General features: G+C 36.2%; 19 protein-coding genes and 1 other annotated feature. Of the genes, 17 read left to right on the plus strand and 2 right to left on the minus strand.

The genetic code is table 11. The features are described from left to right. Positions 1-62 precede the first annotated feature (62 nt). Positions 63-272, plus strand: a binding site (T-box leader). Between the two features lie 102 nt (positions 273-374). After that, a complete protein-coding gene (gene proS / locus ACTYBU_RS06210) occupies positions 375-1,808 on the plus strand; it encodes a proline--tRNA ligase (protein ID WP_445488040.1) in 1,434 nt (477 codons plus the stop codon). A gap of 342 nt (positions 1,809-2,150) precedes the next feature. Here the strand turns inward: proS and ACTYBU_RS06215 are convergent, their stop codons facing one another. Continuing rightward, positions 2,151-3,017 carry a cation diffusion facilitator family transporter gene (locus tag ACTYBU_RS06215; RefSeq protein ID WP_445488042.1) on the minus strand — a complete coding sequence of 289 codons (867 nt, stop codon included), beginning with the start codon at positions 3,015-3,017 and terminating at the stop codon, positions 2,151-2,153. A 469-nt stretch (positions 3,018-3,486) separates the two neighbouring features. Here ACTYBU_RS06215 and adhE point away from each other — a divergent pair, with 469 nt between their 5' ends. Then, complete coding sequence (gene adhE, locus ACTYBU_RS06220; RefSeq protein ID WP_445488044.1) at positions 3,487-6,090, plus strand: bifunctional acetaldehyde-CoA/alcohol dehydrogenase; 2,604 nt, start codon at positions 3,487-3,489, stop codon at positions 6,088-6,090. Between the two features lie 449 nt (positions 6,091-6,539). Here the strand turns inward: adhE and ACTYBU_RS06225 are convergent, their stop codons facing one another. Next, positions 6,540-7,565 carry an HD-GYP domain-containing protein gene (locus ACTYBU_RS06225; protein WP_445488046.1) on the minus strand — a complete coding sequence of 342 codons (1,026 nt, stop codon included), beginning with the start codon at positions 7,563-7,565 and terminating at the stop codon, positions 6,540-6,542. A 447-nt stretch (positions 7,566-8,012) separates the two neighbouring features. Between ACTYBU_RS06225 and ACTYBU_RS06230 the strand changes: the two genes are divergently transcribed. The 15 genes from ACTYBU_RS06230 (at position 8,013) to hisD (ending at position 23,968) form a co-directional block, all read left to right on the plus strand. Next, positions 8,013-8,303 carry a hypothetical protein gene (locus ACTYBU_RS06230; RefSeq protein ID WP_445488047.1) on the plus strand — a complete coding sequence of 97 codons (291 nt, stop codon included), beginning with the start codon at positions 8,013-8,015 and terminating at the stop codon, positions 8,301-8,303. A 280-nt stretch (positions 8,304-8,583) separates the two neighbouring features. Next, positions 8,584-9,447, plus strand: coding sequence for an STAS domain-containing protein (locus tag ACTYBU_RS06235; RefSeq protein ID WP_445488049.1), 864 nt, complete (start codon positions 8,584-8,586; stop codon positions 9,445-9,447). 22 nt (positions 9,448-9,469) lie between these two features. Beyond that, a complete protein-coding gene (locus ACTYBU_RS06240) occupies positions 9,470-9,703 on the plus strand; it encodes a DUF2198 family protein (protein ID WP_445488050.1) in 234 nt (77 codons plus the stop codon). Between the two features lie 727 nt (positions 9,704-10,430). Next, the gene (gene uvrB / locus ACTYBU_RS06245; RefSeq protein WP_445488051.1) at positions 10,431-12,410 is read left to right on the plus strand and encodes an excinuclease ABC subunit UvrB; all 1,980 of its coding nucleotides are present in this window, start codon (positions 10,431-10,433) and stop codon (positions 12,408-12,410) included. A 4-nt stretch (positions 12,411-12,414) separates the two neighbouring features. Next, entirely contained in the window at positions 12,415-15,291 is a 2,877-nt protein-coding gene (gene uvrA, locus ACTYBU_RS06250; protein WP_445488053.1) for an excinuclease ABC subunit UvrA, read from the plus strand. A 258-nt stretch (positions 15,292-15,549) separates the two neighbouring features. After that, positions 15,550-16,662 (plus strand): DUF4097 family beta strand repeat-containing protein, encoded by a 1,113-nt coding sequence (locus ACTYBU_RS06255; RefSeq protein ID WP_445488054.1) that lies wholly within the window; start codon positions 15,550-15,552, stop codon positions 16,660-16,662. A 21-nt stretch (positions 16,663-16,683) separates the two neighbouring features. After that, positions 16,684-16,872 (plus strand): PspC domain-containing protein, encoded by a 189-nt coding sequence (locus ACTYBU_RS06260; protein ID WP_445488055.1) that lies wholly within the window; start codon positions 16,684-16,686, stop codon positions 16,870-16,872. Positions 16,873-16,877: 5 nt separating this feature from the next. Further along, on the plus strand, positions 16,878-17,228 hold the full coding sequence (locus ACTYBU_RS06265; protein ID WP_445488056.1) for a phage holin family protein: 351 nt from the start codon (positions 16,878-16,880) through the stop codon (positions 17,226-17,228). A gap of 282 nt (positions 17,229-17,510) precedes the next feature. Then, complete coding sequence (hprK, locus tag ACTYBU_RS06270; RefSeq protein ID WP_445488057.1) at positions 17,511-18,434, plus strand: HPr(Ser) kinase/phosphatase; 924 nt, start codon at positions 17,511-17,513, stop codon at positions 18,432-18,434. 46 nt (positions 18,435-18,480) lie between these two features. Then, positions 18,481-19,293 (plus strand): prolipoprotein diacylglyceryl transferase, encoded by an 813-nt coding sequence (gene lgt, locus ACTYBU_RS06275; RefSeq protein WP_445488059.1) that lies wholly within the window; start codon positions 18,481-18,483, stop codon positions 19,291-19,293. A 35-nt stretch (positions 19,294-19,328) separates the two neighbouring features. Beyond that, entirely contained in the window at positions 19,329-19,982 is a 654-nt protein-coding gene (gene ppaX, locus ACTYBU_RS06280) for a pyrophosphatase PpaX (RefSeq protein WP_445488060.1), read from the plus strand. Continuing rightward, positions 19,979-20,509 carry an acyltransferase gene (locus tag ACTYBU_RS06285; RefSeq protein ID WP_445488061.1) on the plus strand — a complete coding sequence of 177 codons (531 nt, stop codon included), beginning with the start codon at positions 19,979-19,981 and terminating at the stop codon, positions 20,507-20,509. The genes ppaX and ACTYBU_RS06285 overlap by 4 nt, the downstream gene beginning before the upstream one ends. 335 nt (positions 20,510-20,844) lie before the next feature. Continuing rightward, a complete protein-coding gene (locus ACTYBU_RS06290; protein ID WP_445488063.1) occupies positions 20,845-22,029 on the plus strand; it encodes an ATP phosphoribosyltransferase regulatory subunit in 1,185 nt (394 codons plus the stop codon). After that, on the plus strand, positions 22,026-22,670 hold the full coding sequence (hisG, locus tag ACTYBU_RS06295) for an ATP phosphoribosyltransferase (protein WP_445488065.1): 645 nt from the start codon (positions 22,026-22,028) through the stop codon (positions 22,668-22,670). The genes ACTYBU_RS06290 and hisG overlap by 4 nt, the downstream gene beginning before the upstream one ends. Before the next feature lie 29 nt (positions 22,671-22,699). After that, positions 22,700-23,968: a histidinol dehydrogenase gene (gene hisD, locus ACTYBU_RS06300; protein ID WP_445488067.1), complete on the plus strand. Its 1,269-nt coding sequence runs from the start codon at positions 22,700-22,702 to the stop codon at positions 23,966-23,968. Positions 23,969-23,981 lie beyond the last annotated feature (13 nt).

Here is a 23,981-nt window from a genome sequence, read left to right on the forward strand (position 1 = left end):
GATTCCTCAGTACCTTGAGGTGGGGGTCTTACTGCCCGTTAAGAGTGGGATAAAAGTAAAATAATGAAACTATAAAGAGAATTAGTAAATAGTCCTGTCTATTCCAAGAGAGGAATTCAGTCGCTGGAAGAATTCTATAGACATCTGTTGAACCTGTCTCTTTCGTTCTGTTCGGATACTTTGAAGATCGCAGCGGTTCAATACCGTTATCATGGATGAGTGTAAAGCTTTGCTTTAAATTAGGGTGGTACCGCCAATTTTTGGTCCCTAATAGAAGGCAAAGCTTCTTTGTGTTTAAAATCATTTTTTGTAAGATGGCATTTTTTTCTGCTTGTAATGGAGTTATTTTCTTAAATTAAATGAGGTGATGGCTTATGGGTAAAGAATTTGTCAAAAAAATAACACGGATGGAAGAAGATTTTGCTCAATGGTATACAGATGTTGTAACAAAAGCAGAATTGATTGATTATTCGAGTGTCCGCGGTTCGATGATTATCCGTCCATACGGATTTGCAATTTGGGAGAAGATAAAAAATGAATTAGATCAGCGTATAAAAGAAACTGGCCATGAAAATGTCTATATGCCATTATTTATTCCTGAAAGTCTGCTGCAGAAAGAAAAGGATCATATCGAAGGCTTTGCACCAGAGGTAGCATGGGTAACGCATGGCGGGGAAGAGCAGTTAACGGAGCGTTTATGTGTTCGTCCTACATCAGAAGTGCTGTTTGGCGAGCATTATAAAAACATCATTCACTCTTATAGGGATCTGCCAAAATTATATAACCAATGGGCAAATGTAGTGAGATGGGAAAAAACAACAAGACCTTTCCTGCGGACATTGGAATTCTTATGGCAAGAAGGGCATACATGTCATGAAACAATAGAAGATGCAGATAAAGAAACGGTGCAAATGCTTCAAGTTTACGGAGAAGTATGTGAGAAAATACTTGCCATTCCAGTAATAAAAGGGAAAAAAACAGAAAAAGAGAAATTTGCTGGAGCGAAATACACGTATACCATTGAAAGTCTTATGCACGATGGGAAAGCACTTCAATCTGGAACATCCCATAATCTTGGGGATGGATTTGCCAAAGCATTTGGCATTCAATTCAGTGACAGACAAGGAAATTTGCAATATGTTCAGCAAACATCATGGGGATTTACAACACGGATTATTGGAGCCATGATTATGGTGCATGGAGATGACAGAGGGTTAGTTGTTCCGCCTAATGCTGCTCCAACGCAGGTGATGATCGTTCCGATTGCGCAGCATAAAGAAGGGGTTCTTGATTTTGCTTACACATTAAAAGAACAGCTTTCCCGTATAGCACGCGTCGGAATAGATGCAAGTGATAAAAAACCAGGCTGGAAATTTAATGAGTATGAAATGAAGGGGATCCCTGTTCGTCTAGAGGCTGGTCCAAGAGATATCGACCAGAAACAAGTAGTGCTAGTCAGAAGGGATACTGGCGAAAAACAAACCGTTTCGCTTGATCAATTAGAAGAACAGCTAAAACAAATGCTTGAAGATATTCAACAAGCATTATTTAAAAAGGCAGCAGACCATCTAGACGAAAATACACACAAAGCTTTTCAGTATGATGCGTTTAAACAATATACAGAAAATACAAAAACTGGCTTTATTCAAGCAATGTGGTGTGGAGACAGAGCTTGTGAAGATAAAATAAAAGAAGATACAGGTGCTACATCAAGATGTATTCCATTTGAACAAGAGCATATAGGAGAAGAATGTGTATGCTGTGGCAAAAAAGCGAAAGAATTGGTGTATTGGGCAAAAGCCTATTAAGAAAAGCGCAAGCGCCCTTGCTCATCGACGGAAAAAGCTGGACTGAATCGAGTGAGATAAAGGAAATACGAAGAGCGTAGCGATTCGATGTTGACTTATCATAGACGAGGTGAGGGAAGCGTTGAAGTCGATAGGGCGCTGGAGCTAGACACCCGTCAGACTTCAGAAAACTTATACTTTCTTATCTTTAAAAAAGAGGAGATCCAACTGTCTTCTAAACAAATTGAATTTCCTCATTTTTTCATATATGGAAGGAAGAAAGGGAAACTAGATTAGCACATTTAGCCGTTTGCTTTCTCTGCTTATAAACGGCAAATGATCCTAAATGTTTCCATTTCCCCTTTAATCCGGTTCAATATGAACATGTACTTCTAGCACATCATGTTCTTGGATTAATTGTTCTTCGACATAGGTGGAAATATTATGGGCGTGAACTAAATCTAAATCATGATGTACTGAAATAACTACATCCACCACGGCACTATTTCCATAATTTCGAGCTTTAATATCCCTAACTTCTTTTACTCCAGCAACAGCAGAAATGGTATGCCGATAGGAGTCTATTAATGATTCATCAAAACCATCTGTTAAATAATGAGATGCTTCTCGAAAAATATCCCATGCTGTTTTGCAAATTAGGATGCCAACAATGCAAGCAGCTAGTGGATCAAGAAAAGTTAGGTGAAATTGAGAGCCAAATATACCGACAGCTGTTCCGATGCTTACCATTGCATCAGAAAGATTGTCTTTAGCAGCAGCCTTCACAGCTTGACTTTTTATTTTCAATCCAATGTTGTGGTTATAGCGATAAACAAAATACATGATAATAGCAGAGCCGATTGCCGTATAGGCAGAAATCAGATCTGGAGCTTTTTGACTGCCGTCTAAAAAAACAGTGATTGCATTGTACAATACTTGCAATCCGACTGCCATCATTATAAAAGAGGCGATTAACGAAGCAACTGTTTCTGATTTCCAATGACCATATAAATGATCCTTATCTGCTGGTTTCTGTGAAAGCCGTAAACCGATTAAAACAGCTGTTGATGCAATAATATCAGTGAAGTTATTCCAACCGTCCGCTTGCAAGGCCTCTGAATTAGTTGAAAATCCAATGATTAGTTTAATGATCGATAATAGAATGTATACAGCAATACTTAAAATAGCTGCCTGTTCTCCGATTTTTAAGTCCTTGTATTTTTTTTCCACTTCAGACCCTCCTGTTCAACTTTATTATCATATCAAGTGAAAACAAGGTGGGTCTACAGCAATCTTTTTTTAGCAAACTATAAAAGTAACAATTGTTAAAAAGATTTGCGCACAGGAAAATCCAGCATGCTCTTAGAAAAAAGAAGCATCGAAAGCAATTGTGAACGAAATGTGAAAGACTTTGTGAAATGTTGAACAAAATTTAATTTAACCTATTGATGCATATTTCAAATCGGTATATTATAAGGGTGTAAAGAAAAGCAAAGATAAATTTAGAAGCTAAGGAACTCATTTCTAAATATCTTTACCAACAAAATGTTGAGACATCATTAAATTATATTATTGTATAAAAGGATGTGGTCATCCCTGAAAATTAGCTACTCAAAAAGTAGTTTTTCTTTAAGGTATAATTGTGAATATTTTCACAAAGTTGTTTAAAAGCATTCTCTAATTAAGTGGAGGGATTTAGATGTCAGTTGTTGAAAAAGATGTAAAAGCAAAAAAAGACGTGAACGCTATAATTGATGAAATAGCTGCAAAAGGAAAAAAAGCTTTGGATGAATTTTATCAATTAGATCAAGCACAAGTGGACAATATTGTGAAAGAAATGGCTTTGGCTGGTTTAGATAAACATATGTACTTGGCGAAGCTTGCTGTTGAAGAAACAGGAAGAGGCGTTTATGAAGATAAAATCATTAAGAATATATTCTCAACAGAATATATTTATCATAATATTAAATACGATCGCACGGTTGGAGTAATCAATGATGACCAAGTAAATGGCATTGTAGAAATTGCGGATCCAATTGGTGTTATAGCTGGTGTTACACCTGTTACAAACCCAACATCAACTACTATGTTTAAAGCGATTATTGCCATTAAAACACGCAATCCTATCGTGTTTGCATTCCATCCATCCGCTCAAAAATGCAGTAGTGAGGCTGCTAGAATCTTAAGAGATGCAGCTGTTAAAGCAGGTGCACCTGAAAACTGTATCCAATGGATTGAAAAGCCGTCGATTGAAACAACACAAGCGTTAATGAACCATCCTGGAATTGCGCTAATACTTGCTACTGGAGGTCCGGGAATGGTGAAATCTGCTTACAGCTGCGGGAAGCCTGCACTTGGAGTTGGTGCTGGTAATGTTCCTTGCTACATTGAAAAAACAGCAAAAGTAAAAAGAGCAGTAAATGATTTAATTCTTTCTAAAACATTTGACAATGGAATGATTTGTGCTTCTGAACAAGCGGTCATTATTGATAAAGAAATCTATGATGAAGTAAAAAATCAACTGCAGCGCAATAATTGCTATTTTTTAAATGAAGAAGAGAAAAAGAAAGTAGAAAGTCTAGTAATCAACGAAAATACTTGTGCAGTCAACCCAAATATTGTTGGGAAATCAGCCCATTATATTGCAAATTTAGCAGGAGTAAAAGTGCCGGAAGATACAAAAATACTAATTGCAGAATTAGAAGCTGTTGGACCGGATCATCCACTTTCTAGAGAAAAACTAAGCCCTGTACTTGCATGCTATAAAGTAAATTCAACAGAAGAAGGAATTACAAGAGCAGAGGAAATGCTGGAGTTTGGCGGATTAGGACATTCTGCAGTCATCCATTCTGAAGATGAAGAAGTAACAAAAGCATTTGCACTAAGAATGAAAGCATGCCGCATTATCAACAATGCACCTTCTTCTCAAGGGGCAATCGGCGATATTTACAATGCCTATATGCCATCATTAACACTTGGCTGTGGATCTTATGGCAGAAACTCTGTATCTACTAACGTAACAGATGTTCATTTATTAAATGTAAAAAAACTGGCAAAAAGAAAAAATAATATGCAATGGTTTAAAGTTCCACCAAAAATTTATTTCGAAAAAGATTCCGTACAATATTTACAAAAAATGACGGATATATCTAGAGTATTTATTGTAACAGATCCATACATGGTCAAATTTGGGTATGTAGATAAATTACTTTATCATTTGAGAAAACGAGAGAATTTAGTTCAAGTGGAAGTTTTCTCTGATGTAGAACCAGATCCATCATTAGACACAGTTGTTAGAGGAACAGAAATGATGGCAAAATTCCAGCCTGACTGCATTATCGCGCTTGGCGGTGGTTCTCCAATGGATGCTGCGAAAGGAATGTGGTTATTCTACGAACATCCAGATGAGGATTTCTTCGGCTTAAAACAAAAATTCTTAGATATAAGAAAAAGAATTTATAAATATCCAAACTTAGGTGGAAAAGCACAATTTGTTGCCATTCCAACTACATCTGGAACAGGATCTGAAGTGACATCTTTTGCCGTAATCACAGATAAAGAACAAAATGTTAAATATCCTTTAGCTGATTATGAATTAACACCAGATGTTGCTATTATTGATCCTCAGTTTGTTATGACAGTGCCGCCAGCTGTTACAGCAGATACTGGAATGGACGTATTAACACATGCTGTGGAAGCATATGTGTCTATTATGGCGAATGATTATACTGATGCTCTTGCAGTAAAAGCAGTTCAATTAATATTTGAATATTTGCCTAAAGCATACCGAAATGGATCTGATGAGGAAGCTCGAGAAAAAGTTCATAACGCATCTACTATTGCAGGGATGGCCTTTGCTAATGCATTCTTAGGAATCAACCATAGTTTGGCACATAAATTAGGAGCTGAATTCCATATTGCCCATGGACGCTCTAACGCAATTCTTTTGCCGCATGTTATCCGTTATAATGCAGAAAAACCAAAAAAATTCACTGCTTTTCCTAAATATGAACATTTTAAAGCAGATGAACGTTATGCAGAACTAGCAAGAATATTAGGATTGCCTGCAAATACGGTAGAACAAGGTGTAGAAAGCTTTATCCGTGCGGTTGTCCGCCTTGCAAAAGAACTAAACATTCCAATGAGCATTGAAGCAAATGGAGTTAATGCAAAAGATTTTGAAGCAAAAGTAGACTATTTAGCTGACCGTGCATTCGAAGATCAATGTACAACTGCTAATCCAAAACTACCACTTGTAACAGAGTTGGCTGATATTTACCGTAAAGCATTTAAAGGCGTTTAATAGCGACTTAGCTGTCCGCCGCTGGTTAGATATTGCATTATTAAACTTTTTCTATACAATTTGAAACGAGGAGAGCTACCCTTCCTCGTTTTTTTTTTGTCTGAATCGAGAGACTACCTACTGAAGTTCAGCTGCAGAAACAAGCTGTATAAAGTGAACCTTTCCATCAGTGGGGGTTTTCTTCATCCTCCACTGATGGTTAGTTGAACTTATCGGACCTTTACGGGCAAGTTTCCCCCACCTAGCTTCTTCGATTCCTCAGCACCTTGAGGTGGGGGTCTTACTGCCCGTTAAGAGTGGGATAAATATAGCGGCAAAAAAAATTAGTGAAACAGCAGACGGTAAAAAAATAATAAGAAAAGATGCCTCTAAAGGTTATTTTTACAACTTTTACGAGACAAAACTTTTCTTTTTTGGTGTAAAACTCTTATTTTGCGGGAATAGAATATCTATGCTAGACTAGTAATTTTTAATGGGGAAGCTTTTCGTAAATCAACATAGTTGTTTTTTAAACGAACCAGCGGCAAATGTGGTTCATTTTGGTGGATGAAAATAATTTCTGCTGTTTCATTATTATTTAATTTTACCTTTTTAAAAAGCTGTTTTCTCATAATAAATTGTGTAAACGGAATAACAATGGCAGGGTTTAAGGTATTGCCGTATGCTTCACTGATTAGTTCATCAATAGCTTCGAAATAAGTTTTTTTATCTTTATATAGATCTGAGGTACACATGCTATTAAATGCATCGGCAACTGAAACAATTTGAATCATGAAAGGTATGTCTTTTTCGAAACGGTTGCATGGATAGCCTTTTCCATTTATTCTTTCATGATGCAATAAAGCAGTTCTTGAAATAAGAATATCTAATTGTGTTATAGAAAAAAGAATGCTTTTTCCTAGCATCGTATGTTTTTGTATTTCTTTATATTCTTTTTCCGTTAATTTGCCTTCTTTTTTTAAAATTGACGGGGTGATTGTTAGCATACCGATGTCATGAAATAAGCCCATCTGTCCAAGCAGCTGACAATTTTTTTTTGAATAGCCTAATACATTTCCGATCAGGGCAGAGATAATGCCAACATTTATGCTATGCTGATATATATAATCGGATTGGGAAATATGTTTATGAATGATATCTAATGTAGAGAAATCGTGTAAACACAGTTCAACCATTTTTGAAAAGTGAGAAAGCAGTTGTTCCACCCCTTCCTCTTCCCTTTTTAAAATATGTGAAAATACTTTTTTTACTTCATTTAAAAGACTATGGTACGTTTGTTCAACAGATATAGAATTGGAAACAAATGATGGAATAACTTTGAAGGGGTCAACTAGATGTTTTTCTAATAATTCAATATGTGTTTGATTTAAAATAGTACCTTTTTTAAGCAGCAAAAGACCTTGTATGGAATTTGAAAAGATATCATCGTTTAGTAGATTTCCAATAATAGGCTCTGTTGTATGTTCCATATCCATTTCATGTTCTCCTTTACAAAAAAATGGTTACTTGATGTGTGGGGAATAGGACAAATAATTATTTTATCCCACTCTTAACGGGCAGTAAGACCACCGCCTCAAGATTCCGAGAAATCGAGGAAGATAGGCGGGGGATAACTGCCCGTAAAGGTCCGATAAGTGCAACTAACCATCAGTGGGGATAAAGAAAACCCCCACTGATGGAAGGTTACTTTATTAGTAAATATTACCTTATAAAAACATATAAGAAAACCTACTAATCTACTAGATGGAATCATACCTATTTCCTAATTTTCTGCAATTAAAAGGAATTATTCTTTTCTTGTTTGACCTATTTCTATTAAATAGATATATTTACTCTTACATGTACTAATAGAGATATATTATTTAAAACTATATTAAGATGCTTGTGAAAAAATGTAATTATTTCAGGGGAGGGGTGGAGATATGGGGAATGATAAGTCATTTCCATTTCATGAGGAGTTACAGAAGTCAACATTAACGAAATATGATTACCATATAAATATAATAAGAAATGAATTAATGAAATGCCGAACAATTAAGATTCCCTTTCGAAACATCTCTATAAGTCATCAGGAGCTGGCTGATTGGATAATAGAAGAGTTATCGCCACATGAATTGAATGAGATTATCATTATGCTGCGCAATGCCAAAAAAAGGTCATCTTCTGTTAAGCCTCTTTTTCAAATACTTGCCACTGGTTTAATTAAAAATTGAAAAAATTAGGTGAGTAGTATTCCGACGGAAAAGCAGAAAAATTTCTGTTATTAATAGATTATTCTACTCTGATAATCCCCTACATAATCGATTCCTTCAAATCCAACATGATCAATATATATTATTAACTTGGATGGTATATTGTTTAAACCATGATGAGGAAAATGGAGGGTATCTTGTATTCAATTAACGTGTTGAAAAGTGAATGCAAGGCTGCTCGACAATATTTGTCGTCAGCTTGATTTGATATTTTAAGTGTGAAACATAGGAGGATCCCTAAGTGGCAGAATGTATGAAAGAGTTATATACATACTTAATGAATCATGCAGAGGACATGTGTAATGACTGGCTGCAAACAATAGAAAATAGTACATCTACATTCTATTCTACAAATAATTCAGAAGAGACGTTGAAGCTGCTGATTGATAGTCATCAAACGTTAGTGGAAAATGTGATGAATGTATTTTTGGAAGAAGAGAGTGTGTATGAAGCGACTTTAACAAATTGGGCTGTATCTGTTGCGAAGAAGCGATCAAATGATGCTGTTCCAATTGTAGAATCTATTCAACAATTGAACCAAACGAAATCTATTTTTATTTCCTATATTGAGAAGTTTGCCGATAAAGATCCCCAAAAATTATCGGTCCAAGCTGTATTTAAATGGATTGGTTTAACAAATTTTGCATTTGATCTGTTTACAAATATATTTATTGAATATTATGATAAATTTAAACTCGAGCAATTGTATGCACAGCAGGAAACAATTCATGAGCTTAGCTGTCCCGTAATTCCTATTGCCCGTGGCATTGGTGTTTTGCCATTGATTGGTGATATTGATACCAAAAGAGCACATATTATAATGGAAGCAACGCTAGCCCAGTGCAGCGAAAAGCATATAGAAAACTTATTTATCGACTTATCAGGAGTCGTTATTATTGATACAATGGTAGCACATCAGCTTTTTCAAGTGATGCAGGCATTAAAATTAATTGGAGTTCATACATATCTATCAGGATTAAGACCGGAAATTGCCCAAACCGCGATTCAGCTTGGCATTGATTTTAGTAAAATTTCTATTTTTAATAATTTAGCAAGTGCTTTAACAAAATTAGGCTTTCAAGTGGAGCAAACAAATTTTGCTTAAGTAAAAAAGAGGTGTTTTTTTTGTGATCAAATATGCAGCCGCACTTTTTTTCCCAGGAATAATAGTAATGCTTTTTTCTAGTGTAACGTATAATCGAGTACTTGCATTAATGTTAACAGTAGCTTTGATCGCAGCCTCTGTTTATAAAGGGTATACAGATACATTTTTGTTAATTGTTATCGATTCGTTTTCATTAACGGTTGGATTTTGGATGAGCCAATGGTTAAAAGAACGATCAGTGAAACGTATAGGATAAAAGAAAGAATGACTTATCGTACAGGAGTACTTGCTAGTAAAAGGGTAGCTCTGTTCGTGTATAGTCATTCTTTTTTCTACTATTTTGAAGGTTTTAAAGATTTAAAGCTAATTGGAAACGATTTATCTTTAAGGAAGAGGAGCAATAAATAAAAGAAGTATTGTCAGATAGTCCGAAACGAATGTTCGTTCGTTTTTTCTGGTTTGAAATCTATCTATTGTGGTAGAATGGAGATATATGGATAAAGAAAACAAAGGAAAAATCTGTCTGATCAGCAGTTGAAGTGATTTGCTCCCTTCGCCACTCCGCTTGAAATTTTCCACTCATCCTTTTAGCACTAGGAGGAAAATTGTTGTTTTAAGTTTAAGTGTGAAAAGATGATTTTTATATTCGAATATGATATATTATTATAAAGAACAAATGTTCGTTTTAGCGGTTGGATATAAATTAAAATATTTTTGAAAAATGAATGGAGATGAAATAAACTCCTATATTATTTTTTGGTTGATAGCAAATTCAAAAACAATGGTACAGTCTTTATAAATGTACATAAATGAAAATTCAATGCGTATATAAGGAGCTATTCTTATACAAAATGGATGCATTTGAGTTTTAAAATAACGTCTTTTAGAACAGGGTTAAATGGAAGCAATTTGGAAGCAGGGAGTTGCCCAAAGTGTATATTATCCTGTTTTTTTACTAGGATGGAACGAGGAGGATATATTACGTGAGTCAGGAATTTGATCTTGTTTCGAACTACTCTCCACAAGGAGATCAGCCAAGGGCCATCAAGGAGTTAGTTTCAGGAAGTAAATCCGGCAAAAAAATGCAAACCTTACTTGGTGCTACTGGTACTGGAAAAACTTTTACCATAAGCAATGTAATAAAAGAAGTAAAAAAGCCGACTTTGATTATTGCCCATAATAAAACATTGGCTGGACAGCTATATAGCGAGTTTAAAGAGTTTTTTCCAAACAATGCTGTTGAATATTTTGTCAGCTATTATGACTACTATCAACCGGAAGCTTATGTGCCTCAGACGGATACATTTATTGAAAAAGATGCAAGTATTAATGATGAAATCGATAAACTTCGACATTCTGCCACTTCATCGCTTTTTGAAAGAGAAGATGTCATTATTGTAGCGAGCGTATCTTGTATTTACGGTTTAGGTTCTCCAGAAGAATATAAAGAAATGGTCGTGTCTTTGCGAACGGGAATGGAATTGGAAAGAAACCAGCTGCTTCGGAGACTTGTGGATATTCAATATGACCGCAATGATATCGATTTTAAGCGCGGTACATTTCGAGTTAGAGGAGATGTAGTAGAAATTTTTCCTGCATCTCGTGATGAACACTGTGTGAGAATAGAATTCTTTGGAGATGAAATTGACAGGATAAGGGAAGTTGACGCGCTAACAGGTGAAATTCTTGGTGATCGAAACCATATTGCTATATTTCCGGCTTCCCACTTCGTTACAAGAGAAGAAAAAATGAAGCTGGCAATCGAAAATATTGAAAAAGAATTAGAAGAGCAATTGGCTAAGTTAAGAGAAGATAATAAATTATTAGAAGCACAGCGTTTAGAACAACGCTCTCGTTATGACTTGGAAATGATGAGGGAAATGGGTTTCTGTTCAGGCATTGAAAACTATTCCAGACATTTAACTTTACGCCCGCCAGGATCAACGCCTTATACATTGTTGGACTATTTTCCTGAAGATTTTTTGATTGTAATTGATGAGTCACATGTTACGCTTCCGCAAATTAGGGGGATGTACAATGGTGACCAGGCCAGAAAAAGTGTATTAGTAGATCATGGTTTCCGATTGCCTTCAGCATTGGATAATAGACCATTAACCTTTCCAGAATTTGAACAGCATATCCATCAAATGATTTGTGTTTCTGCCACTCCAGGTCCGTATGAATTAGAACATACGCCTGAGATGGTAGAGCAGATTATTCGTCCGACAGGACTATTGGATCCAACAATTGATATTCGTCCTATTGAGGGACAAATAGATGATTTAATAGGAGAAATACAGGATAGAATTAAACGGAATGAACGAGTGTTAGTAACAACCTTAACGAAAAAAATGTCAGAGGATTTAACCGACTATTTAAAAGAAATTGGGATAAAAGTGCAATATTTGCATTCTGAGATAAAAACATTAGAACGAATCGAAATAATTAGAGAGCTACGTGTTGGAAAATATGATGTGCTTGTTGGAATTAACCTGCTGAGGGAAGGATTGGATATACCGGAAGTTTCCCTTGTAACCATATTAGACGCAGATAAAGAAGGATTTCTTCGTTCGGAGCGTTCCTTGATACAAACGATCGGACGTGCAGCAAGGAATTCAAATGGCCACGTTATTATGTATGCAGATAAAATAACCAATTCGATGGAGCTGGCGATTAGTGAAACGAAACGACGCCGTGAAACTCAAGAAGAATACAATAAAAAACATGGCATTACACCACAAACAATTAAAAAAGGCATTAGAGAATCAATACGTGCTACACAAGTTGCAGAAGAGCCTGACGAATATGAAACAAATGCTAAACTAGGAAAACTGTCGAAGAAAGAAAAAGAAGCAATGATTGTTCAAATGGAGGCAAAAATGAAAGAAGCAGCAAAAGCGCTGAATTTCGAACGAGCTGCAGAGCTGCGTGACTTGCTATTAGAATTAAAAGCAGAGGGGTGAGAGAATGGCAAAAGATAAGTTAATTGTTAAAGGAGCAAGAGCTCATAATTTGAAAAATATTGATATTACCATTCCACGAGATAAACTAGTAGTCATTACTGGTTTATCTGGTTCGGGAAAATCTTCTCTTGCATTTGACACAATTTATGCAGAGGGACAAAGAAGGTATGTAGAATCTTTATCAGCATATGCCCGTCAGTTTTTAGGACAAATGGATAAACCGGATGTTGATTCTATTGAAGGGCTTTCTCCTGCCATTTCAATTGATCAGAAAACAACAAGCCGAAATCCTAGATCAACGGTGGGAACGGTGACGGAAATTTATGACTATCTGCGGTTATTATATGCAAGAGTTGGAAGACCAACTTGCCCAGAACACGGCATCGAAATTACATCTCAGACAATTGAACAAATGGTAGATCGTATTCTGGAATATCCTGAAAGAACTCGACTTCAAGTATTGGCTCCTGTTATTTCGGGAAGAAAAGGAACGCATGTAAAGGTTCTGGAGGATATTAAAAAACAAGGATATGTGCGTGTGCGAATCGATGGAGAAATGCATGAAATAGGAGATGACATTTCCCTCGAAAAAAATAAAAAGCATAATATTGAAGTAGTGATCGATCGTCTAGTGGTAAAAGAAGGAATTGCAGCAAGATTGGCTGATTCTTTAGAATCTGCATTACAGTTTGGGGAAGGGAAAGTAATAATTGACGTAATCGGAGAGGAAGAATTGCTTTTTAGTGAACACCATGCCTGCCCTATTTGCGGCTTTTCTATAGGAGAATTAGAACCAAGATTATTCTCCTTTAACAGCCCGTTCGGCGCTTGTCCAGATTGTGACGGTCTTGGAACAAAACTGGAAGTAGATATTGATTTAGTCATACCGAATAAGCATTTGACATTAAAAGAAAATGCGATTGCTCCGTGGGAGTCCATTAGTTCACAATATTATCCTCAGTTATTGGAAAGTGTCTGCAATCATTATGGAATCGATAGAAATATTCCAGTAAAAGATATACCCAAAAATCTTTTAGATAAGATTTTATATGGATCGGGAAAAGAAAAAATTCATTTTCGATACGAAAATGATTTTGGGCAAATTAGAGAAAATGATATTCAGTTTGAAGGCGTTATACGAAATGTAGAAAGACGATACAAAGAAACGAGCTCGGATTATATTAGAGAACAAATGGAAAAATATATGGCGCAGCAGCATTGTCCAGCTTGTAAAGGCTACCGTTTGAAAAAAGAAGCATTAGCAGTACATGTAAATGGCTTGCATGTTGGAGAAGTAACAAAAAAATCCATTGTTGAAGCAAATGATTTTTTCAATAATTTATCTTTAACTGCTAAAGAAAAACAAATTGCCAATCTCATTTTAAGGGAGATAACAGAGCGGTTAGGATTTTTAATAAATGTCGGCTTAGATTATTTAACTTTAAGCAGGGCGGCAGGAACACTTTCCGGAGGAGAGGCTCAAAGGATTCGATTGGCTACACAAATTGGATCTCGATTAACAGGGGTATTATATATTCTAGATGAGCCGTCTATTGGGCTCCATCAAAGGGATAATGATAAACTGATCGAAACATTAAAGCATATGAGGGATATTGGAAATACGTTAATTGTAGTAGAGCATGATGAAGATACGATGATGGAAGCTGATTATCTTATTGATGTGGGACCAGGTGCAGGAGTGCATGGTGGAGAAATTATCGCAACTGGGACGCCGAAGCAAGTGATGAAAGATAAGAATTCTATTACAGGGCAATATTTATCAGGCAAAAAATTTATTCCTCTTCCATTAGAAAGAAAACAAAATGATGGAAGGTTTATTGAAATAGTAGGTGCAAAAGAAAATAACTTAAAAAATGTGGATGCTAAAATACCTTTGGGTGTGTTTACGGCAGTTACAGGTGTTTCAGGTTCTGGGAAAAGTACGCTGATTAATGAAATACTTCATAAAAGTTTAGCGCAAAAGCTCAATCGTTCAAAAGCAAAGCCTGGTGAACATAAAGAGATAAAAGGAATAGAGCATTTAGAAAAAGTGATTGATATTGATCAGTCTCCGATTGGACGTACACCTCGATCTAATCCTGCAACCTATACTGGTGTATTTGATGATATTCGTGATGTGTTTGCAACAACAAATGAAGCAAAAGTGCGCGGATATAAAAAAGGTAGGTTCAGCTTTAATGTAAAAGGTGGAAGATGTGAGGCGTGCAGAGGCGATGGAATCATAAAGATTGAGATGCATTTTCTTCCAGACGTTTATGTGCCTTGTGAAGTTTGTCATGGAAAAAGATATAACCGTGAGACATTAGAAGTAAAATACAAAGGAAAGAATATCTCGGATGTATTAGAAATGACCGTAGAATATGCTGTATCCTTTTTTGAAAATATCCCGAAAATCCAACGGAAGCTGCAAACAATTGTTGATGTTGGATTAGGATATATAACACTTGGACAGCCGGCAACGACTCTATCTGGAGGAGAAGCACAGCGCGTAAAACTGGCTTCTGAACTGCATCGTCGTTCAACTGGGAAGTCATTTTATATTTTAGATGAGCCAACAACCGGATTGCATGTGGATGATATTTCCAGACTTTTAGTTGTGCTGCAAAGGCTGGTAGAGAATGGAGATACGGTGCTTGTAATTGAACATAATCTTGATGTTATTAAAGCAACAGACTATATTATCGATTTAGGTCCAGAAGGTGGAGATAAAGGAGGCGCCATTTTAGGTGCAGGAACACCAGAAGAAATTGCTGAATTAGGCGGATCGTATACTGGAAAATATTTAAAACCTATCCTTGAGAGAGACAGGCTGCGCATGAAAGGGCAAATAGAGAAGCTGGAGGGTGTTGTTTCTCGATAAAAAGTCTTTTGAGCAGCTAGTTTTTCTTCAGTCTTAAAGAAATGCATCTTGCATTTCTTTTTTTTGCAATTTGGACAGTATTCTTATTGAGTTATTATCTACATAAAATAAAAATGATGGAAGGGAAACACAATTGTGGAGATGAAACTTTCTAGAGGATGAATCGTATAAGAAGGAAAAGCAAAAGATCAGAAAAAGAAAAAAGGTGAAACGGAAAGCTTGCTCCTGGTTAGACTATTATAAATGGAGGAATAAAAAATGGCTGAAGAAAAAAAACGAATTTTAGAGTTAGTGGAAAGCGGGAAATTAACGGTGGACGAAGCACTTGCATTAATGGAAAAATTGGATCATGGAGATTTAGCTAAAGCAAGCACTCCGACAGAAGAACCGATAAATGATTTATCAACGGATGTGATATTCCAAGAAAAGAAAAAGGAGCCATCCTCTTTTAAATTTCAGTCAGCAAAAGATAAATTATTTGAGTTTGTTGATTCTACAATAAAAAAAGTAAAAGATGTAGATTTGGATTTGAATTTTGGTCGTTTTGAAGAAGTTTCTCATATTTTTCAATATACAGATCTAACCCCTGAAAATATTGATGTTGATATTCCAAACGGAGAAGTAGAAGTCATTCCATGGGATCAACCCGAAATTAGAGTAGAATGCAAAGCGAAAATCTACCGTGTCCAAACATTGGAGGAAGCAAAACAAACGTTTTTAAAAGAAGTGGATATCTCAGCAGATAATAATCAATTGGAATTAATAGTTCATCATAAGTGGATGAAGCTTTATTCCACTATTTATATTCCCAAAAAAGAGTATAAAATAGTGAAGGTTCGGTTATTTAATGGTCCAATCAAAACATACGAGCTGACAGCAGAACAAGTATATACAAAAACAGCAAATGGGAAAATAACGATCCAAGCTGGTCAATTAAAAAAAGCGGAAGCTGATGCAGCGAATGGAAGTATTGAAATAGTAAACAGCGTAGTAGAAGAATTGGATGCGGAAACAATTAATGGAGCAATCAAGGTAGATGGATATTTTCAAAAGGTTGATTTACAATCATTTAATGGTAACTTGGTATGTACAAACCACGCCAAAGAATGTGAGTACCTAGACATAAAGGGAACAACTGGCAGCATAGAAGTGAATATTAATAATGAACTGGCAGTCAATGGAAGTTTAAAAACGAACTTTGGAGGGTTTAATGTAGAAGTGGAGGGTATACAAATTATAGAAGAAAAAAATGAGGTCCTTCAAAAGACACTTCGCTTTCAATCCGTTCAGTCGAATGAACAACGTACAATTATGGATGCAAATACAAAAACTGGATCCATAAAAGTACAAAAAATAATACAACAAAGTTAGGATGAAGGGAGTATCCAATTAATGAAACAGTTGAAACGTTCAAGAAACAATAGGAAATTAGCAGGAGTGATAGGTGGACTTTCTGAGAGGTTTAATATTAATGCGAACCTTGCAAGAGTTATATTTGTCATTGCTTTGATTCCAACAGGCTTTTTCCCATTAGGCTTAATTTATTTACTATTAATATTTGTATTGCCAAATGAGGTGTAAGCTCGATGAGATGGGTCGTTGGTATTGTTATTAATGCGATATTTTTTATTGCGCTTGCAGGATTATTTCAAGATTATTTTTATTTATCAGGGATTGGAGCGGCAATAGGCGCCAGTGTTATTCTATCCTTGTTAAATATCATTGTGAAGCCAATATTAATCATATTGACATTGCCTGTAACAATACTTTCTTTAGGTTTATTTTTATTTATCATAAATGCGATAACATTATCTTTAACTGCCCAATTAATGGGAGCCAGTTTTGAAATTTCGAGTTTTGGGATGAGTTTATTTTTTAGTATTTTATTATCTTTATTTAATATTATTGTCCAGAGTACCATATTTCGAAATAAATAAAAACCAAAAAACTGTCTTGCAATGTCGTTATATCCGACTTGTGAAGGCAGTTTTTTTGAAAGGCTCTTTTCGTATAGATTGTTGTTATTTAACCCACAGCAATGAGCAAGACACTTCCACTTTCGTTTTTGTCTTAAACAATGAATTCCAAATGAGTTGTGTGGTTTCTTGTATTTTAGAAGCGGAATCTAGCATAAATTTGGTGAATAATGCTAAAATAAAGTGAATGTTTAAATGAACTAGTATATAAACAACATCGTACCTTTTAAAGGAGGAGCTCTAGTGGCTAAAGTGTTAATAAAAGACGTGATTGAGGAGTTCGATTTAGAATTAATAAGTGGTGAAGAAGGAGTCAACAGACCTATTACGGTCAGTGATATTTCTAGACCAGGGTTGGAAATGGCTGGCTACTTTAACTATTATCCGGCAGAACGTGTTCAATTATTAGGAAAAACGGAGCTTTCTTTTGCAAGTAGATTAAGCAGCGGTGACCGGAAGTCGCGATTAACACAGCTTTGCAGTGACATTACACCCGGAATTATTATAACAAGAGATAAAGAGGTTCCAGCAGAATTAATAGAAGCCTCTGAACAATATTCCGTTCCGGTTATGCGGTCAAAACAAAAAACATCTTTATTCTCCAGTCGTTTAACCAATTTTCTAGAAAGAAAATTAGCGCCGACCACAGCTGTTCATGGAGTATTAGTAGATATTTATGGTGTTGGCGTATTAATTACAGGAAAGAGCGGAGTAGGAAAAAGTGAAACAGCATTAGAATTAGTAAAACGCGGCCATCGGCTTGTGGCGGATGACTGTGTTGAAATTCGTCAAGAAGATGAAACGACCATCGTCGGCAGCTCTCCAGAGTTAATAGAACATCTTTTAGAAATTCGCGGATTAGGCATTATTAATGTTATGACTTTGTTTGGTGCGGGTGCGGTTCGCAGTTTTAAAAAAATATCGATTGTTATGTCATTAGAGCTTTGGGAACAAAATAAACAATATGATCGGTTAGGACTGGAAGAAGAGAAAATGAAGATTATCGATACGGAAGTAACGAAAATAACCATACCAGTTCGTCCTGGACGAAATTTAGCTGTTATTATTGAAGTTGCAGCGATGAATTTCCGTTTAAAGAGAATGGGTGTTAATGCAGCACAGCAATTTACGAACAAACTTGCCAGTGTGATATCAGATAAAGAATAGATGAATAGCACAACAGAAGAGTAAGGACAGTTAAGGAGGAAAAAAAGTGGGAGACATAAAGCCAATAGATCCTATTGCATTTTCACTTGGTGGGATTGATGTTCGCTGGTATGGAGTTATTATCGGAACCGGGTTGATTCTTGCTCTTATATTAGCGATAAGAGAAGGGAATAGAAGGGGATTAGACAAAGACGATTTCCCAGACTTAATGTTATGGGCTATACCAATCGCGATTATTTCAGCAAGAATCTACTATGTTATTTTTGAATGGGATTATTACAGCAGTCATTTAAGTGATATACCGAAGATATGGCATGGAGGCATTGCTATTCATGGAGCTTTAATTGGCTCGATCATAACAACATACATATTTACAAAGAATAAAAATATCTCTTTTTGGAAAATGGCCGATATCGCTGCACCAAGTATTATTTTAGGACAAGCGATTGGTCGATGGGGAAACTTTATTAACCAAGAAGCGCATGGCAGAGAAGTAAGTAGAGCTTTCTTAGAGAGTTTGCACTTGCCGGAATTTATAATTAATCAAATGTATATTGATGGCGTGTATTACCACCCAACGTTTTTGTATGAATCTTTATGGAATATTATTGGGTTTATTCTTTTACTTTTATTGCGAAAAGTTAATTTGCGTTCTGGCGAAATCTTTTTATCTTATATTATTTGGTATTCGATTGGCCGATTCTTTATTGAAGGAATGAGAACGGACAGTTTGATGATAGGGAATTTTAGAATGGCGCAATTAATTTCGCTTGCTTTAGTTGCCTTTGCGGTTATCGCCATAGCCTATAGAAGAAAAAGCGGGTTGGCCAAGAAACATTATTTAGACACTGACTATTAATAGAGAGCAGCGTTATGCATGAAAGGAAGAGTTAGATGAGCAGAAAAATAAATACAGCTTTATTTGATTTAGATGGTACATTAATTAATACGAATGAATTAATTATTTCATCCTATCTTCATACATTAGAACAATATTATCCTGGGAAATACAAGAGAGAAGACGTTCTTCCTTTTATGGGTCCAACCTTAATGGACGTGTTTAGCGGGATCGATAAAGAAAAAGCAGCAGAAATGATTCAAATTTATCGAACCTACAATCTTGCCAATCATGATAAAGTTGTTACCATTTTTGATGAAGTATATGAAACAATAAAAGCATTAAAAGAACAAGGATTTAAATTGGCAATCGTAACAACAAAGCTCGCAGATGTTGTAGATATGGGATTAAAGCTGACAAAACTGGATGAATTTTTTGATGTAGTAGTTGCGCTTAACCATGTTAAAAAGGCAAAGCCAGATCCAGAACCAGTCCTATTAGCATTAGAAAAATTGAATGCAAAACCAGAGGAAGCCATTATGGTTGGCGATAATTATCATGATATACAAGCTGGGCAAAATGCAGGAACGTTGACAGCAGGCGTAGCATGGTCGTTAAAGGGGAAAGAATTTTTAGCGGGGTATAACCCAGACTATATTTTCGATAATATGAAAGATTTGCTGTCTATTCCAGAAGTGAAGAGTGAATGAGAAGAACGACCCGCTATCCTGTAAGTGGAGCTAATTCACTTTGGCATGTGTATAAAACGGTTCCTTTCTTAAAAGTAATAAAAAATTTTATCGTTATTCAACTAGCAAGATATATGCCGTTTTTGCGGTGTAAAAATTGGATGTATCGAAATTTTCTGCGCATGAAAATTGGGGATCAAACCTCCTTTGCATTAATGGTGATGCTGGATATTATGTTTCCAGAAAAGATAAAAATTGGAAAGAATTCAGTAATCGGCTATAATACAACCATTCTTGCCCATGAATATTTAATTGAGGAATACAGGCTGGGCGAAATAGAAATTGGGGATGAAGTAATGATTGGTGCAAATACAACGATTCTGCCAGGCGTAAAAATTGGAGATGGGGCAATTATTTCTGCAGGAACACTTGTACATAAAGATGTGCCTGCAGGCAGCTTTGTTGGCGGCAATCCAATGGCGATCATTTATTCAGCTGCAGAGATGAAAGAACGAAAAAAAAACAATCCAGTTTATATACTGGAATAGAAAAAAGGCAACTCAAAATAAGATGAACCATTCTAAAAAGCTTGAAAACAGCTTGCATTTTTAGAATAATCATGTCTTATTTTATTGGGTTGTCTTTTTTTGAAGGAAAAGAGAATGGAGTAGGCTCCACAGATTCCTTTTCAGGAAACAGTCTATTGTACGTAATAGTATGGATATTGCACATAATAAAAGAAAAAAGTTCATGAAAATGATGTGAAAAAGTCTGTTTTTCACTTGACCAACTGTGGAAGGAAGAGTAAACTACAAATAACTCTTTAATTTGTTAGCATATTAGCGAACTAAAGCATTCGGAAAATTCTTTATGGGGTGTAATGATGAGCAGTTTATTTATGTTTGAAAAGCCATTAGGCATGAGAGATACATTGCCAGAAATATATGAAACAAAAAATAAAGTAAAAAGAAAAATGGAAGAAGATATTAAAAAATGGGGATATCAATTTATTGAGACACCCACATTAGAATATTATGAGACCGTTGGATCGGCTTCTGCCATTTTGGATCAGCAGCTGTTTAAACTATTGGATCAGCAAGGGCATACATTAGTGCTTCGTCCGGATATGACAGCGCCAATTGCTCGCGTTGCAGCATCCAAACTGTTAAATGAAGAATTGCCGCTTCGACTTGCATATAATGCGTCTGTTTTTCGTGCACAGCAGCGTGAAGGCGGGCGTCCGGCAGAGTTTGAGCAAATCGGAGTGGAATATATCGGGGATCAAACGATTAGCGCCGATGGAGAAGGCATTGCTTTAATGATTTCTTCTTTAAAAGAAGCAGGAGCGAAAAACTTTCAACTATCTATTGGACATATCGGTTTTGTGCAGGCATTCTTTTTGCAAATTTTAGGTACAAAAGAAAGAGCCGATGCATTAACAAAATATTTATATGAAAAAAATTATGTTGGCTACCGCCAGCATGTGGATAAATTATCTTTATCAAGCATTGATAAACAAAGATTGCATCATTTCTTGAAGCTAAGAGGCGGAGAAGAAGTCATTGATTTTGCGTATGAGCTGATTGAAGATGGAATAGGAAAAAAAGCCATTGATGAACTAAAGCAGCTTTGGGAAATTTTAGCTGACTATAACGAGACGGAAATTGTGAAGTTTGACTTAACATTAGTCAGCCATATGAGCTATTACACGGGAATTTTATATGAGGTGTATGCAGAAGGGGTAGGATTTCCAATTGGAAGCGGCGGCAGATATGACTTATTGCTTGAGAAATTCGGAAGATCTACAGGCGCTACTGGATTTGCCATCCGCATGGACCATTTGTTAGAAGCTCTTGGGAAATTAGAAAGAACGAATAATATTCACTGCATTTTATTCAGTGCTGACCGCCGAAAAGAAGCGTTTGAACTGGCAAAAGAAAAAAGGGAAGCAGGCATCAAAGTGTTTGCCCAAGATATAAATGGTGTGAGCAATGTAGATGCATGTACAAAGCAATACGAGGAAATTACTTTATTAGTAGGGAAAGCTGGAATGGAGGTTGTGAAATGAAGGATATATTAACAATTGCCATGCCCAAAGGACGAATTTTTGAAGAAGCAGCGGACTTATTGCGTGAAGCAGGATTTAAACTGCCATCAGAGTTTGATGATTCCAGAAAATTAATTATTGATGTAGAAGAAGAGAACTTTCGATTTATTTTAGCAAAACCAATGGACGTACCGACATATGTAGAGCATGGAGTAGCAGATTTAGGTATTGCTGGAAAAGATGTCATGCTTGAAGAAGAAAGAGATGTATATGAACTGCTTGATTTAAACATTAGTGCATGCTATTTAGCTGTTGCTGGATTGCCAAATACAAAGTTAAATGATTTTGCACCAAGAATCGCAACAAAGTATCCGAATGTTGCAGCAGCTTATTTCCGGGAGCAAGGTTCACAAGTAGAAATCATTAAATTGAACGGTTCCATTGAACTGGCGCCAATTATTGGATTATCTGATAGAATTGTGGATATTGTTTCAACAGGAAAAACATTAGTCGAAAACGGTTTGATAGAATATGAAAGAATCGTGGATATTACCTCTCGACTTATCGTCAACCCAGCCAGCTATCGGATGAAGGATGAGCGAATCAGCGAGTTGGTAGAAAGATTAACGAATGTAGTGAAGGCTACTTCAGTCGCTAAATAGAAATAGTTCAGTTTAAGGGGAGTCGCCATATGAAAATAGTAAATGGTGGAGAAGGAATTTATACAAAACGTTCCGTTGATTCTGGAACAGAAGAACAAAGAGCAATTGTAAAAGAAATTATTGAAAATGTAAGGAATAACGGAGATTCCGCTTTAAAAAAATTTACAGAGAAATTTGACCGGACTGCGTTAACTGAGCTGCTTGTGCCGGAAGAAGAAATTCAAGAAGCGTTTCTTGAAATGGATGACAACATGGTAGCGATTATAACAGAAGCAGCAGAAAACATTCGCAGCTATCATCAAAACCAATTGAAGTCTTCTTGGATGGTGACAAAAGAGAATGGATCCATACTTGGGCAAAAGGTTACACCATTAGATTCTGTAGGAGTATATGTTCCAGGTGGGACTGCGGCGTATCCATCCTCAGTGTTGATGAATGTTATTCCAGCACAAGTGGCTGGCGTCGAAAGAATCGTTATGGTTTCACCTCCAAGTGAAAATGGAAAACTTCCAAGCGCCGTTTTAGCAGCAGCATCTATTGCAGGCGTAAAGGAAATTTATAAAGTTGGCGGTGCTCAAGGGATAGCAGCCTTGGCATATGGTACCGAATCGATAGAAAAGGTAGATAAAATTGTCGGCCCTGGAAACATCTATGTTGCCCTTGCTAAAAGGGAAGTATTTGGTGATGTAGATATTGATATGATTGCAGGTCCAAGTGAAATAGCAATACTGGCAGATGATACGGCACGAGCAAATGAAATAGCAGCAGATTTATTATCACAGGCCGAGCATGATGCGCGAGCAAGCGCCGTTTTAGTGACAACATCCTCCAAGCTTGCAGAACAAGTGGCAGAAGAAGTAAAGGAGCAGCTATATACATTGCCTCGTAAAGAAATTGCTCAGGCATCAATTGATGATTTTGGCTTGATTATTGTGGAAGAAACAATGGATAAAGCAGTAAAAACGATTAATGATCTTGCACCGGAGCATTTAGAAATCATTACAGAAAACTCTTTTGAACTATTGGGGAATATTCGACATGCAGGAGCTATTTTTATCGGACGATACAGCTCAGAGCCAGTTGGAGATTATTTTGCCGGCACAAATCATGTGCTTCCAACGAATGGAACTGCTAGATTTTCCAGTCCGTTGAATGTAGATGATTTTCAAAAGAAATCGAGTGTTATTTTTTACAGCAAAGATGCATTTAATGAAAATGCAGAAAAAATAGCAGCTTTTGCCCGTTTAGAAGGTTTGGAAGCACATGCAAGAGCAATAGAATCAAGATATAAGAAGTAGTGTTTGGAGGGGT

The organism is Niallia sp. 03133 (genome assembly GCF_052663225.1).

Excerpts from the sequence above, each read along its gene's own strand:
- ACTYBU_RS06260 (WP_445488055.1), top strand. The coding sequence starts at position 16,684 with ATGAAACAGTTGAAACGTTCAAGAAACAATAGGAAATTAGCAGGAGTG.
- proS (WP_445488040.1), top strand. The coding sequence starts at position 375 with ATGGGTAAAGAATTTGTCAAAAAAATAACACGGATGGAAGAAGATTTT.
- ACTYBU_RS06230 (WP_445488047.1), top strand. The coding sequence starts at position 8,013 with ATGGGGAATGATAAGTCATTTCCATTTCATGAGGAGTTACAGAAGTCA.
- adhE (WP_445488044.1), top strand. The coding sequence starts at position 3,487 with ATGTCAGTTGTTGAAAAAGATGTAAAAGCAAAAAAAGACGTGAACGCT.
- hisG (WP_445488065.1), top strand. The coding sequence starts at position 22,026 with ATGAAGGATATATTAACAATTGCCATGCCCAAAGGACGAATTTTTGAA.
- hisD (WP_445488067.1), top strand. The coding sequence starts at position 22,700 with ATGAAAATAGTAAATGGTGGAGAAGGAATTTATACAAAACGTTCCGTT.
- ACTYBU_RS06265 (WP_445488056.1), top strand. The coding sequence starts at position 16,878 with ATGAGATGGGTCGTTGGTATTGTTATTAATGCGATATTTTTTATTGCG.
- ACTYBU_RS06255 (WP_445488054.1), top strand. The coding sequence starts at position 15,550 with ATGGCTGAAGAAAAAAAACGAATTTTAGAGTTAGTGGAAAGCGGGAAA.
- ACTYBU_RS06285 (WP_445488061.1), top strand. The coding sequence starts at position 19,979 with ATGAGAAGAACGACCCGCTATCCTGTAAGTGGAGCTAATTCACTTTGG.
- uvrA (WP_445488053.1), top strand. The coding sequence starts at position 12,415 with ATGGCAAAAGATAAGTTAATTGTTAAAGGAGCAAGAGCTCATAATTTG.
- ACTYBU_RS06290 (WP_445488063.1), top strand. The coding sequence starts at position 20,845 with ATGAGCAGTTTATTTATGTTTGAAAAGCCATTAGGCATGAGAGATACA.
- ppaX (WP_445488060.1), top strand. The coding sequence starts at position 19,329 with ATGAGCAGAAAAATAAATACAGCTTTATTTGATTTAGATGGTACATTA.
- ACTYBU_RS06225 (WP_445488046.1), bottom strand. The coding sequence starts at position 7,565 with ATGGATATGGAACATACAACAGAGCCTATTATTGGAAATCTACTAAAC.